Annotated in this window: 9 protein-coding genes; 6 read left to right on the forward strand and 3 right to left on the reverse strand. The window is 72.1% G+C overall.

The annotated features are described in order from the left end of the window. Positions 1-67: 67 nt before the first annotated feature. Entirely contained in the window at positions 68-709 is a 642-nt protein-coding gene (locus AMK19_RS30005; RefSeq protein WP_073817649.1) for a response regulator, read from the reverse strand. A 201-nt stretch (positions 710-910) separates the two neighbouring features. Then, positions 911-5,386, reverse strand: a complete 4,476-nt coding sequence (locus AMK19_RS30010; protein WP_083647489.1) for a HAMP domain-containing protein — start codon at positions 5,384-5,386, stop codon at positions 911-913. 514 nt (positions 5,387-5,900) lie between these two features. Between AMK19_RS30010 and AMK19_RS30015 the strand changes: the two genes are divergently transcribed. From AMK19_RS30015 to AMK19_RS30040, 6 genes are all read left to right on the forward strand, one after another. After that, a complete protein-coding gene (locus AMK19_RS30015) occupies positions 5,901-8,459 on the forward strand; it encodes a SpoIIE family protein phosphatase (protein WP_073817727.1) in 2,559 nt (852 codons plus the stop codon). A 258-nt stretch (positions 8,460-8,717) separates the two neighbouring features. Then, positions 8,718-9,272: an acetate uptake transporter gene (locus AMK19_RS30020; RefSeq protein WP_073817653.1), complete on the forward strand. Its 555-nt coding sequence runs from the start codon at positions 8,718-8,720 to the stop codon at positions 9,270-9,272. A gap of 170 nt (positions 9,273-9,442) precedes the next feature. Further along, on the forward strand, positions 9,443-9,832 hold the full coding sequence (locus AMK19_RS30025) for a GntR family transcriptional regulator (protein ID WP_073817656.1): 390 nt from the start codon (positions 9,443-9,445) through the stop codon (positions 9,830-9,832). Then, entirely contained in the window at positions 9,829-10,719 is an 891-nt protein-coding gene (locus AMK19_RS30030) for an ABC transporter ATP-binding protein (protein ID WP_073817660.1), read from the forward strand. Before AMK19_RS30025 ends, AMK19_RS30030 begins: the two co-directional genes overlap by 4 nt. Further along, the gene (locus tag AMK19_RS30035) at positions 10,716-11,723 is read left to right on the forward strand and encodes an ABC transporter permease subunit (RefSeq protein WP_073817664.1); all 1,008 of its coding nucleotides are present in this window, start codon (positions 10,716-10,718) and stop codon (positions 11,721-11,723) included. Before AMK19_RS30030 ends, AMK19_RS30035 begins: the two co-directional genes overlap by 4 nt. A gap of 203 nt (positions 11,724-11,926) precedes the next feature. Further along, complete coding sequence (locus tag AMK19_RS30040) at positions 11,927-12,793, forward strand: winged helix-turn-helix domain-containing protein (protein WP_073817666.1); 867 nt, start codon at positions 11,927-11,929, stop codon at positions 12,791-12,793. Positions 12,794-12,811: 18 nt separating this feature from the next. On the opposite strand, the gene AMK19_RS30045 is transcribed toward AMK19_RS30040, so the two are convergent. After that, positions 12,812-13,684, reverse strand: coding sequence for a phosphatase PAP2 family protein (locus AMK19_RS30045; protein ID WP_073817669.1), 873 nt, complete (start codon positions 13,682-13,684; stop codon positions 12,812-12,814). Positions 13,685-13,786 lie beyond the last annotated feature (102 nt).

A 13,786-nucleotide genomic window follows, 5' to 3' on the forward strand; every position in this document is an offset into this window, starting at 1 on the left:
GTCAACGCGCCGTCAGCGAGCCGTCAGCGCCCCGGGAACCACCCGTTCGAGTGACGCTGACGGGCGCTCAGTTCGCGCCGGGGCGCAGTGCGTCCAGTGCCCGGCGCAGGCCGACCAGTTTGCGCTCCAGGTGGGCGGCGCTCGCGGCGGCTCCGGCGCTGTCGGCACCGGCGTCGAGCTGCTTGGTGAGCGCCTCGGCCTGCTCCTCGACGGCGGCCAGCCGGGCCGACAGTTCGCCGAGCAGCGCCCCGCCGATGGCCGGCTGCTCCTCGTCCGTCTCCAACTGCAGGCGCAGCAGTGCGGCCTGCTCCTTGAGCTGGGTGTTCTTCTGGTAGAGGTCGACGAAGACCGAGACCTTGGCGCGCAGCACCCACGGGTCGAAGGGCTTCGAGATGTAGTCGACCGCGCCGGCCGCGTAGCCGCGGAAGGTGTGGTGCGGACCGTGGTTGATCGCGGTCAGGAAGATGATCGGAATGTCCCTGGTCCGCTCGCGGCGCTTGATGTGCGCGGCGGTCTCGAAGCCGTCCATGCCAGGCATCTGGACGTCCAGCAGGATGACCGCGAAATCGTCGGTGAGGAGCGCCTTGAGCGCCTCCTCGCCGGAGGAGGCGCGCACCAGCGTCTGGTCGAGCGCGGAGAGGATCGCCTCCAGGGCGAGCAGGTTCTCCGGACGGTCGTCGACCAGGAGGATCTTCGCCTTCTGCACCACGACCCGCCCTCCTGCCGGTTGTTTCCCCAGAGCGGGCACCTTCGTGCCGCCCATCACTGCCCCGGTCATGCTAGCCGTACCCCCTTGCCTGCCACAGGCCCGGTGCCGGGCGTCACCGTCCGGTCACTGTTGGCAACGACGGGTGACCTTACCGGGTTCCCGGTCGGGGCCGCCAGCGCGGCCGGCCCCGTCGGGCGGCGGTTACCTGACGGGCAGGTGCTGGCGCATCACCGCCAACAGGTGGTCGGTCTCCACGGGTTTGGTGATGTGGTCGGTGGCGCCGGCCTGCAGGCTCTTCTCCCGGTCGCCCTTCATGGCCTTGGCGGTCAGCGCGATGATCGGCAGGCCGGCGAACCTGGGCATCCGGCGGATCTGCTCGGTGGTCGCGTAGCCGTCCAGCTCCGGCATCATGATGTCCATCAGCACCAGGGCGACCTCCTCGTGCTGTTCGAGCATCTCGATGCCCTCGCGGCCGTTCTCGGCGTACAGCACGGTCAGGCCGTACTGCTCCAGCACGCTGGTGAGGGCGAACACGTTGCGGATGTCGTCGTCGACGATCAGCACCCGCTCGCCGTCGAAGCGGACCGGGGTGCCGGCGTTGGTGCGCACCGGCTCGCCCTGGCGCGGGATGGTCTCCTCGACGAGGCGGGGGGCCTCCTCGGGGCGGGCGGCGCGGCGGCGCTCCAGGGTGGAGCGGCGGCGTTCCTCGACCAGTCCGCGGGCCTCCTGGGTCCACTGCTCGGCGGGCGTGCGGGAGGGCTCCAGGGCGCGCGGCGCGGCCCCGCGCTCCAGGGCGACCGGCTCGGGGCCCTCGCTGCGCAGCGGCAGGTAGAGGGTGAAGGTCGAGCCGCCGCCGATCTCGCTGGCCACGTGGATCTCGCCGCCGAGCAGCCGGGCGATCTCCCGGCTGATGGACAGGCCGAGGCCGGTGCCGCCGTACTTGCGGCTGGTGCCGCCGTCGGCCTGCTTGAAGGCCTCGAAGATCTCCCGCAGCTTGTTGCCGGGGATGCCGATGCCGGTGTCGGAGACCGAGAAGGCGATCAGCTGCTCGTCGGGGTCGGCGATGGTGCCGGTCTCCAGCAGTTGCTCGCGCACGTGCTGGGGGGTGTCGGGGCCGGCCACCGGGCGGATCATCAGCTCGACCGCGCCGGCGTCGGTGAACTTCACCGCGTTGGACAGCAGGTTGCGCAGCACCTGCTGGAGGCGCTGCTCGTCGGTGTGCAGGGTGATCGGCAGGTCCGGGGAGACCCGGACCGCGAAGTCGAGGTTCTTCTCGGCGGTGAGCGGCCGGAACGCGGCCTCCACGTAGTCGACCAGCTGGACCAGGGCGATCCGGGCCGGGCGGACGTCCATCTTGCCGGCCTCGACCTTGGACAGGTCGAGGATGTCGTTGATCAGCTGGAGCAGGTCGCTGCCGGCGCCGTGGATGGTCTCGGCGAACTCGACCTGCTTGGCGGACAGGTTGCCCTCGTTGTTGTCGGAGAGCAGCTTGGCCAGGATCAGCAGCGAGTTGAGCGGGGTGCGCAGCTCGTGCGACATGTTGGCGAGGAATTCGCTCTTGTAGCGGGAGGCCAGCGCGAGCTGTTCGGCGCGCTCCTCGAGGATCTGCCGGGCCTCCTCGATCTCGCTGTTCTTGATCTCGATGTCGCGGTTCTGCTGGGCGAGTTGCTCGGCCTTCTCCTGCAACTCCTCGTTGGTGCGCTCCAGTTCTTCCTGGCGGGCCTCCAACTCGGCGGAGCGCATCGACAGTTCGGCGGTCAGCCGCTGGGATTCCAGCAGCAGGCCCTCGGTCTTGGTGTTGACCGAGATGGTGTTGACGGTGACGCCGATCTGGTCGGCGATCTGGATCAGGAAGTCCAGCGCGACGGTGGTGAAGCTGGAGAAGGTGGCGAGTTCGATCACGCCGAGCAGCCGGTCCTCGAACAGCACCGGCATCACCACCACGTGCGCCGGGGAGGACTCGCCGAGGCCGGAGGAGATCTTCAGGTACCCGGGCGGGGTCTCCTTGAGCACGATCGGCCGCTTCTCCACCGCAGCCTGCCCGATCAGGCCCTCGCCGAGCCGGAAGGTGGTGGGCATGGTGCGCCGGTGGTAGCCGTAGGAGCCGATCAGGCGCAGCACGATGTCGTTCTCGTCGTCGTCCTCGGTGACGAGTTCGGCGCTGCGGCCGGCGGGCTGGGCGAGGAAGAACGCGCCGTGCTGGGCGGAGACCACCGGGGTGAGCTCGCTCATGATCAGCGAGGCGACGGCGGACAGGTCGCGGCGGCCCTGCAGCAGGCCGGACATCCGGGCCAGGTTGGACTTCAGCCAGTCCTGTTCCTTGTTGGTCCGGGTGGTCTCGCGCAGGTTGGCGATCATCTGGTTGATGTTGTCCTTGAGCTCGTCGAGCTCGCCGGACGCGTCCACGTTGATCCGCAGCGACAGGTCGCCCCTGGTGACGGCGGTGGCGACCTGGGCGATCGCGCGCACCTGCCGGGTCAGGTTGTTGGCGAGTTCGTTCACCGATTCGGTGAGGTCCTGCCAGGTGCCGGCGACGCCGGGAACGCGGGCCTGGCCGCCGAGGCGGCCGTCGGTGCCGACCTCACGCGCCACCCGGGTGACCTCGTCGGCGAACGCCGAGAGCTGGTCGACCATGGTGTTGATGCTGGTCTTGAGCTCCAGGATCTCGCCGCGGGCGTCCACGTCGATCTTCTGCGAGAGGTCGCCGCGGGCGACGGCGGTGATGACGAGGGCGATGTTGCGGACCTGGCCGGTGAGGTTGTTGGCCATCAGGTTGACGTTCTCGGTCAGGTCCTTCCAGATGCCGGCCACGCCCGGCACTCCGGCCTGGCCGCCCAGCATGCCGTCGGTGCCCACCTCGCGGGCGACCCGGGTCACTTCGAAGGCGAACGCCGACAGCTGGTCGACCATGGTGTTCAGGGTGTCGGCGAGCGCCGCGACCTCGCCGGCCGCGTCGACGGCGATCTTCTTGGACAGGTCGCCGCGGGCCACCGCGGACGCCACCTCGGCGATGTTTCGCACCTGGGAGGTGAGATTGGACGCCATCAGGTTGACGTTGTCGGTCAGGTCGCGCCAGATGCCGGACACGCCGGAGACCCGGGCCTGGCCGCCCAGCATGCCGTCGGTGCCGACCTCACGCGCCACCCGGGTGACCTCGTCCGCGAACGCGGACAGCTGCTCGACCATGGTGTTGACGGTGGTGACGAGCTCGCGGATCTCGCCCTTGGCGTCGACGGTGATCTTCTTGGAGACGTCGCCGCGGGCCACCGCGGTGGTCACCTCGGCGATCGAACGCACCTGGCTGGTCAGGTTGTTGGCCATCAGGTTCACCGAGTTGGTGAGGTCCTTCCAGGTGCCGGAGACCCCGGGCACGCTGGCCTGGCCGCCGAGGATGCCCTCGGTGCCGACGTCCCGGGCGACCCGGGTGACCTCGTCCGCGAACGCCGAGAGCTGGTCGACCATGGTGTTGATGGTGTTCTTGAGCTCCAGGATCTCGCCGCGCGCGTCGACCTGGATCTTCTGCGACAGGTCGCCCTTGGCGACCGCGGTGGTCACCTGCGCGATGCCGCGGACCTGCGAGGTGAGGTTGTTCGCCATCGAGTTGACGTTCTCGGTGAGGTCCTTCCAGACGCCGGCCACGCCCGGCACCTGCGCCTGCCCGCCGAGGATGCCCTCGGTACCGACCGCGCGCGCCACCCGGGTCACCTGCTCGGCGAAGCCGGACAGCTGGTCGACCATGGTGTTGATGGTGTTCTTCAGTTCGAGGATCTCGCCGCGCGCGTCGACCTCGATCTTGCGCGAGAGGTCGCCCTTGGCGACCGCGGTGGTCACCTCCGCGATGTTGCGGACCTGCGCGGTCAGGTTGGCGGCCATGAAGTTCACCGAGTCGGTGAGGTCGCGCCACACGCCGGCCACGCCCGAGACCTGCGCCTGACCGCCGAGCCGGCCCTCGGTGCCCACGTCGCGGGCCACCGTGGTCACCTGCGCCGCGAAGGAGTTGAGCTGGTCCACCATGGTGTTGACGGTGTTCTTCAGCTCCAGCATCTCGCCGTCGACGTCGACGGTGACCTTGCGCGACAGGTCTCCGCGGGCGACCGCGGTGGTCACCTCGGCGATGTTGCGGACCTGCGCGGTCAGCCGACCGGCCATGGTGTTGACGGAGTCGGCGAGGTCCTTCCAGGAGCCGGAGACGCTGCGCACCCGGGCCTGCCCGCCGAGCTTGCCCTCGGTGCCGACCTCGATCGCCACCCGGGTCACCTGTTCGGTGAACTCGCTGAGCTGGTCGACCAGCCCGTTGACGGTGCGGCCGACCTTGAGGAACTCGCCGCGCAGCGGGTAGCTGGCGCCGGTGGTGTGCACCGAGCGCAGCTCCATGGTCTGCGTCAGGTCGCCCTCGGCGATCGAGGACAGCACCCGCCCGACCTCGGCCATCGGCCGGGCCAGGTCGTCGATCAGCGCGTTGCAGTTGTCGACGGCGGCCATCCAGGCGCCCTCGCCGACGCCGGTCTCCAGCCGCTCGGACAGCCGGCCCTCGCGGCCCACCGCCCGCCGCACCCGGGCGAGTTCACCCGTCAGGTGCTGGTTGCGCTCGGCGACCTCGTTGAACACCGCGGCGATCTCGGCCAGCAGGCCGTCGCCGGGAAAGGTCAGCCGGCGGCGGAAGTTGCCGTCGCGCATCGCGGTCAGCGCGGTCAGCAGCTTGCGCAGCTCCGCGGGCTCCGCGCCGCGCCCGGGGCCCTGGCGCCGGCCGCCGCCGGCCCGCGAGGGCGGCGCCGACCGCGTGCCGCGCGAAGCGGCCGTCGTGGTAGCGGACACGTCCTTGGTCGCCGAACTCAACGAGGCCCTCCCAGGTCCTGACTGTCACCGCGGCGGAAGGGCCGGTGAGCGGCCCGTCGATTCCCCGCCGTCCCCTCGACCGTACTGCGGTGGCGACGGCACACGGACCCCCCAGTGTGACAGCACTGGCACCCGGTGTCGGACCGGTTGCGGAGGGTTCCCGGGAACGACCAGGGGAACAGCCGGAGAAACTCGTGAAGGAAATCACCCCCAGGGGCTTGTTTCAGCGCCCCGCCCCCGCGGGGTACCAACCGGAAAGTAGGGTGGAGGGCCGCACCGGCCCGAGGCGACCCCGCCCCGGACCGCCGCAGGTCCTGACCCCACCCGCCGTACCAGCAGCAGAGGAGACGTGGCCGTGGTCACCGCGCGCGCAGCCGCCACCTTCGAACCGGTCGACCGGTCGGCCGCCGCAGCCCGCGGCTTCGTCCGGGACGCCCTGCTCGGGTGGGACCTGCCCGAGGTGGTGGACGACGCCGTGGTGCTGGTCAGCGAACTGGTCACGAACGCCGTGGTGCACGCCGGGACGGCCGCCGAGGTGGCCTGCCTCCGCGAGGAGGACACCGTCCGGATCGAGGTCAGCGACCGGCACCCGGAACGCGGCCAGGACTCCTTCGCCAACGTGACGCTCAACTCGGACCGGTACGCCGACCCCGACGGCGAGGGCGGCCGCGGCCTGCTGATGTGCTCGGCGCTGTCCAGCAGTTGGGGCGTCGAGTACGCGGCCGGCCGGAAGACCGTGTGGTTCCGGCTCGCCCTGCCCGAGCAGCAGCCCGGCACCCGGTACGCGCTGCCCAGCCTGCCCGGCGGCGAACTGCCCGCCACGGACGGACCGCTGCGGGTCGCCGTCGTCCAGCTCGACGACCACGGCCGGATCCGGCACTGGAACGCCGACGCCGAGTCGCTCTTCCACCGCCCCGCCGACGCCGTGTTCGGCCGCCCCTGGGCGGAACTGGCCGTCTGGCCGCAGACCCCCGGCCTCGGCCTCGGCGACACCCTGCGCCTGGCCCGCTGGGAGGGCAGCTACGCGGTGCGCGGCGGCGACGGCGCCACCCGCGAGGTGTACGGCACCCACGTGCGGCTGCGCGACAGCGGCGGCGTGCCGGTGGTGCTGTGCCTGCTGGTGCGCGAGTCCGACCGGGCGGTGCTGCGCACCCCGGGCACCGGCGCGTCCACCGAGGCCGCCACCACCACCGCCGTCGAGCCGCTCGACCTGCTGGTCGGCCCGGTCTCCCCCGACGACCTGTCCAGCCTGCTGCAGCGGATCGTCGAACGCGCCCGCGACCTGCTCGACGCCGACGCCGCCTACCTGATGCTCACCAGCGAGGACGAGACCGAGTTCGAACTGCGGGCCGCCACCGGCCTGGCCGGCCCGGCCCGCCGCTTCTCCCGGCTGCCGATCGACGGCGGCGCGGGCCGCTACGACTCGGCCCGGCTGCCGGCCGTCCACGAGGACCTGGCGGTGCGGCCCGGCGCCGCGCCGCTGCTGGTCGGCACCGACCTGCGGTCGCTGATCACCGTCCCGCTGAAGGTCGAGGGCCGGCTGACCGGCTCGCTCGGGGTGGCCGCCGCCCCGCCGGGCCGCTACGACAACGAGGACGCGCTGCGCCTGCAGTTCGCCGCCGACCGGATCGCGCTGGCCCTGGAGTCCGCCCGGCTCGGCGAGTTGGAGCGGCTGCGGCGCGGCTCGCTGTCCTTCCTGGTGGAGGCCTCCGACCTGCTCGCGGGCACTCTGGAGCACGAACAGACGCTCGCCCTGATGGCGCAGATGGCGATCCCCACCCTGGCGTCCTGGTGCGCCGTCTACACCACCGCGGACGCCGCCGCGGGCGCCGAACTCGCCTTCGTGCTGCACGAGGACGAGGACCGGATCGACCCGCTGCGCGCCCTGCTCGACAAGTCCCCCGCCCCGGAGGCGGTGTTCAGCCCCGGCGCCCGCACCTGGACGGCGCCCTCCGACACCGCCCGCGCGCTGGGCCTGGCCGACAGCCCCGAACTGGCCGGGCTGCTCGGCGAGACGGTGGTGCTGCCGCTGTCCGCCCGCAACCGGGTGATCGGCCTGCTGGTGCTCGGCACCCGGCGCGGCGTCCGGTTCCGCCAGGAGATCCTGGAGCTCGGCGAGGACCTCTCCCGCCGGGCCGCCCTGGCGCTCGACAACTCCCGCCTCTACTCGGAGCGCACCGCCACCTCGCAGGCCTTCCAACGCGCCCTGCTGCCGCCGGAGTTGCCGAAGATCCCGGGCGTCGAGGTGGAGGTCTTCTACCAGGCCGCGGGCGAGGGCAACGAGGTCGGCGGCGACTTCTACGACCTGTTCCCGATCCGCGAGGGCACCTACGGCTTCGCCATCGGCGACGTCTGCGGCACCGGCCCCGAGGCCGCCTCGGTCACCGGCCTGGCCCGCAACTCGCTGCGCCTGCTGGCCCGCGAGGGCCTGAGCGCCCCGCAGGTCCTCACCCGACTGAACGCGGCGATCCTCGACGAGGGCAGCCGGGCCCGCTTCCTCACCCTGCTGTACGGCGAGTTGACGCCCCGCGAGGACGGCTCGACCGTCCTGTCGCTGGTCTGCGCGGGCCACCCGCTGCCCCTGCGGCTGCGCACCGACGGGCAGGTCGACCAGGCCGCTTCACCGCAGCCGCTGCTCGGCGTGATGGACGAACTCGACCTGACCGCCGAGGAGTTGGTACTCACGCCCGGCGAGGTGCTGCTCTGCGTGACGGACGGCGTCACCGAACGCCGGGAGGGCCGCCGGATGCTCGGCGACGACGGCCTGATCGAGGTCCTGACCGGCTGCGCAGGCCTGACCGCCGGCGCGGTCGCCGCCCGCGTCCACCGCGCGGTGGAGCGCTTCGCCCCGGAGCCGCCGTCCGACGACATGGCGATCCTGACGCTCCGCATTCCGACGCAGCGTCAGAACTAGTCACGGTTTGCTCACACTTGCTCGTCCCTGGCGGTTCACAAGGGTACAAGTCGCGGGAGCCGGGTAGACCGTAGGCACCGGGGGGTCCACCCCGGAGGGCATCGACCGGCGGCTCGGCCGCCGGCTCTCTCATATCGCCGCAGCCGCCCGCACCCTTCTTCGGTGCGCCCACGACCCGGCACCCGGCACCACCTCTCGCACACTCCACTTTTCACCGCGATCTCGCCATGCCCTGGCGCAGAGTGAAAGGAGCCTCCGGTGAGCAATGACGCCTCCGGGGCGAATGCCCGATCCGCAGACGCGGGTCCGCTCGGTTATCTGGCCCTCGGTCTCACCCTGCTCGCGTACGGCCTGCTCGGCACCGGTGTCCTCAGCGGCACCTCGTCCGGCGCCGCCGCCTCGCTGGCCCACCTGGTCGGCGGGGTCACGCTGTTCGTCGCCGGCCTGTGGCAGTTCTACGGCGGCAACCGCTTCGACGGCACCGCCTTCACCGCCCTCGGCGCCTTCTGGGCGACCTCGGCGGCGGCCGGCGCGACCGGCAAGAACACCACCGGCCTGTTCCTGCTGCTGTGGGCGCTGCTGGCGCTCACCCTGACCGCCGCCGCCTGGGGCGCCGGCCAGCTGATCCGTGCGGTGTACGGCCTGCTGACGCTGGCCCTGCTGCTCGACGCCATCGGCGTCCTCAGCGGCTCCGGCGGCTGGGGCAAGGTCGGCGCCTGGGTCGCCGCCCTCTCCGGCCTGGCCGCCTGGTACTGGGCCACCGCCGCTCTCACCGGCGGACGTTGGGGCCGGGTGGCACTCCCGGTCAAGTAACCGCCGCAGTCCCCGAGGCCCGGACGCCACCCCCACGGCGCCCGGGCCTCGGCATGTCCGCATGTCCGCATGTCGTTCTCCCAGCTCAAGGCCCTTTACTTTCTTATGACTTGACGGCCTGTCGGATCGTCAGTTCTATAGTGCTAGGAAGCTAGATAAATGAGGTTGCGGTGATCGAGTTCCACATCGAGCCCCGGTCCGGTGTCGCCCCCTACCTGCAACTGGTCCACCAAGTACGGCAGGCGCTCCGACTGGGCCTGCTGCACCAGGGCGACCGGCTGCCGAAGGTCAAGGACGTCGCAGCCAAGGTCGCGATCAACCCCAACACCGTGCTCAAGGCTTACCGCCAGCTGGAGAACGAGGGCCTGGTCTCCCCCAAGCCGGGCGTCGGCACCTTCGTCACCGGCACCCTCGGCGACCCCGCCACGTCCGAACACGAGCCGCTGCGGCAGGAGTTGCGCCGCTGGCTGGCCTCGGCGCGAGCCGCCGGACTGGACCCGGAGTCCATCGAGGCCCTGTTCCACCAGACCTTCCGAAGCACCGCCGAAGAGGAGCGATGACCGCGATCGTCGAAACCCGGGCGCTGACCAAGCGCTACGGCCGCCGCACGGCCCTGGCCGACTGCACCCTGACCGTCCCCGCCGGACGCGTCGTCGGGCTGGTCGGGCCCAACGGCGCCGGCAAGTCCACCCTGCTGCAGCTCGCCTGCGGCCTGCTCACCCCCACCAGCGGCACCGTCGAGGTGTTCGGCCGCCCGCCGGCCGCCGACAGCGCCCAGCTCGGCCGGGTCGGCTTCGTCGCCCAGGACACCCCGACCTACGCCGCCCTGACCATCGCCGACCACCTGCGCCTCGGCGCCAAGCTCAACCCGCACTGGGACGCCGCCCTCGCCGACCGCCGCATCCGCCGGCTCGGCCTCGACCCCTCCCAGCGGGCCGGCCGCCTCTCCGGCGGCCAGCGCGCCCAGCTCGCACTCACCCTCGCCATCGCCAAGCGGCCCGAACTGCTGCTGCTGGACGAGCCGGTGGCCGCCCTCGACCCGCTCGCCCGGCGCGCCTTCCTGCAGAGCCTGATGGAGTTCGTCGCCGAGTCCGAGTCCGAGGCCACCGTGGTGCTCTCCTCCCACCTGGTCTCCGACCTGGAACGGGTCTGCGACCACCTGATCGTGCTCGCCGACTCCCGCGTCCGGGCCGACGGCGAGATCGACGACCTGCTCGCCACCCACTTCCGGCTCACCACCGCCCGCCGCGACCCCGACACCCTGCCGGCCGGCATGCGGGTGATCCACGCCGAACACACCGAACGCCAGAGCACCTTCGTGGTCCGCGCCGACGCCGCCGTCGACGACCCGTCCTGGGCGATGGAACCGCTCGGCCTGGAGGACTTGGTCCTCGCCCACCTCGAAACCGCCGCCGACCTCCGACCCGCCCTGGAGCCCCAGCGATGATCTGGCTGACCTGGCGTCAGTTCCGCGCCCAGTTCCTGGCGGCCGCCGCCGTACTCGCCGCCGCCACCGGCTACCTGGTGATCGTCGGACTGCAACTGCACAGCGGTTTCGACAACCTGCCCGCCGACTGCGACGGCCTCTGCCCCGGTGCTGGCCGGCTGATCGGCCGCTACCGCAACCCGTACTACATCGGCAGCGCACTGGTGCTGCTGGCTCCCGCACTGATCGGGGCATTCTGGGGCGCACCGATGATTGCCCGGGAGCTGGAGACCGGCACCCACCGGTTGATCTGGAACCAGGGTGTCCGCCGCGGTCGCTGGCTGGCGGCGAAGCTGTTGGTCACCGCAGCCGCCGCGATGCTCGTCACCGGACTGCTCAGCCTGCTCGTGTCCTGGTTCGCCGACCCGCTCGACCGGCTCAACCAAGACCGCTTCCAGCCGCTGATGTTCGACGTCCGCGGCCTGGTCCCGCTCGGCTATGCCGCATTCGCGGTCGCGCTCGGTGCCTGCGCGGGCCTGTTCCTGCGCCGCACCACGGCCGCGATGGCCGTCACCCTGGCCGTGTTCACCGCCGTCCAGGTCCTGATGCCGCTGGCTGTCCGGCCCCACCTGCGGCCGGCCGTGCACTCCGAGGTCGCACTCAACGCCACCACGCTCGGCACCGCCCGGATGTTCGGCTTCAGCGGCGACACCCTCGGCCCCGACTCCCCGATGATCGCCAGCCTCGACATCCCCGACGGCTGGGTCCTCACCGGCAACGAGCCCCAGGCCGTCCGCCACGCCGACGGCCGCGCCGTGACCTTCGGCACCCAGCCCTGCCGGGCCGAGGCCGGCGGCCCCGCCACCCGCGAATGCCTTGCCCAGGCCGACCTGCACATCGCCGTCGACTACCAACCCGCCGACCGCTACTGGCCGTTCCAGTGGATCGAGACCGCGATCTACCTCGCCCTCACCGCGGCCCTGGCCGCCCTCACCACCTGGGGCCTGCGCCGCCGCCTCGGCTGACCGACCGAACAGCCGCGGCCGAAGCCAACGCAACTGGCTTCGGCAGCACCCGTTCACCATACGGCGCTCGGCAGCAACGGTGGGACGACGGCGGCCTGCTTCGCGCATGCGAGTGCCCCTGCGCTCCCGGGCCTCTCGGGTGATCCCGCAATCCCCTCCCGCCGCACCGGCCGGTTGCTAGGGTCTCCGTTCGGAGGGGACTCATGGGCCAGTGGCAGGTGGGCACGGAGACGCTGGCCGCATGCCGTTTTGCGTTCTCGCCGCTGGTGGAGACCGTCGCCACGCTCGGCATCCTCGCCGAGATCCGGCCCGAGCCCTGGCGCCGTGCCTGGCTCGCCACCCACCGGCCCGCGTTCCACCGGCGCCTCGCCGACGCGCCGCATCTCGCCGACTGGCTGACCGGCCGCCGGCCCACCCACTGGCCCGGCGAGTTCCGGCTCCCGCCGCCCGACCCGGACGCGGCCCCGCACGGGCTCGACCTCACCGGACTCGACCTGGCCGCCGAGCTCGCCGAACTCCTCGACTGGACGTGGCGGCACGTCGTCCACCCCGAATGGCCCGCCCGCCTGCGCGCCCTCCACGCCGACGCCACCGCCCGGCGCCGCCTCGCCGACCACCACGGCTGGCCCGCCGCCCTCCCCGCGCTCGGCCCCCAACACCGCTGGCTGTCCACCGGCCGGCTCCAACTCGCCACCCCCGCCGACGTTCCCCCGGACGCCGAGCTGCTGTTCGTCCCCACCGGTGCCCGCCTCGGCTGGGTCATGCAGGACGCGGGCCGCGTCGCCGTGATCTACCCGGTCTCCGCCGTGCCCGTCCCCACCCCGCGCACCCCGCCCGCCAGTCTGGGCCGCCTGTTGGGCAGCGCCCGCGCCGAGCTGCTCGCCGGTCTCGACCGCCCGCGCGACACCGTCCAGCTCGCCACCCTCACCGGCCTCAGCCCCGCCGCCGTCGGCGACCACCTCAGCGTCCTGCTCGACGCCCGCCTGGTCGCCCGTGCCCGCTCCGGAACCGCCGGCCGCTACTACCGCACGGCCCTCGCCGACGCCCTGCTCGCCGCCCAGCCCGGCTGAGCCGCACCGCGAGCTCCGTCAGCCCTGCACCGCGCTGTGCTCCCGCTCCTCCGCACCCGCCGCCACGGCCTCGTCCTCCTCCGGCCGGCGCCACCCCGACGCCACCGCCTGCAGCAGGTACACGGTCAGCAGGATCGCCAGCGCCACCAGCCCGTCCGCCCAGAAGTGGTTGGCCGTCACCACGACCACCCACACCGTCACCAGCGGGTGCAGCACCATCAGCCACCGCCACGGCCCGCGCGCGACCGCGATCACCGCCACCGCCGTGATCACGCACCACGCCACGTGCACCGAAGGCATCGCCGACAGCTGGTCCGCCACCACCCCCGCCACCGCGTTGCCGTACACCGACTGCCCGTACTGCGCCGCCAGGTCGACGAACCCGTTCGCCGGCAGCATCCGCGGCGGTGCCACCGGAATGAACTGGATCAGCAGACACACGGCCGTGGTCGCCACCACCGTGGTCCGCACCCACGCGTACCGCTGACGGTGCCGCAGGAACAGCCACAGCAGCACCACCAGCATCACGCCGAAATGCATCGTCGCGTAGTAGTAGTTCGCCGCCCGCACCAACCACGGATGCCCCACCACGGCCCGCTGCCAGGACGCCTCGTCCGGCAGCCCGAAGTCCGCCTCCGTCCGGTGGATCCAGTCCGCCCGATCCAGCGCATGGTCCGTCCCGACCAGCGACAGATGCCCGACCACCTGCCACAGCGCGAACAGCGCCAGCAGCGTCCCCGCCTCCCGCAGCACATCCGCCGCAACCCGCCCCCGACGCCACTCCCCCGCCCCGGCCCGCCGCGCGGCCGCCCGCCCGACGGTGAAAGCCGCTCCGTACAACGCCGCGGAGGCAGCGGCCGAGGTTTGCCAGGTCAGGGTCAGGTTCTGCATTTGCGAAGGTTATCCGGAAATTTTCCGGCCGGGAACGCAAAGAAGCCCCCTGACATCCCGTCAGGGGGCTTCTTTTGAATGATTGTTCGGCGGCGTCCTACT

Source organism: Kitasatospora sp. CB01950, assembly GCF_001905465.1.
GTDB lineage: Bacteria > Actinomycetota > Actinomycetes > Streptomycetales > Streptomycetaceae > Kitasatospora.

Bases quoted from the DNA above. Each gene is read 5' to 3' on its own strand.
- AMK19_RS30010 (WP_083647489.1), bottom strand. From the start codon at position 5,386: ATGCGCGACGGCAACTTCCGCCGCCGGCTGACCTTTCCCGGCGACGGC.
- AMK19_RS30030 (WP_073817660.1), top strand. From the start codon at position 9,829: ATGACCGCGATCGTCGAAACCCGGGCGCTGACCAAGCGCTACGGCCGC.
- AMK19_RS30035 (WP_073817664.1), top strand. From the start codon at position 10,716: ATGATCTGGCTGACCTGGCGTCAGTTCCGCGCCCAGTTCCTGGCGGCC.
- AMK19_RS30040 (WP_073817666.1), top strand. From the start codon at position 11,927: ATGGGCCAGTGGCAGGTGGGCACGGAGACGCTGGCCGCATGCCGTTTT.
- AMK19_RS30045 (WP_073817669.1), bottom strand. From the start codon at position 13,684: ATGCAGAACCTGACCCTGACCTGGCAAACCTCGGCCGCTGCCTCCGCG.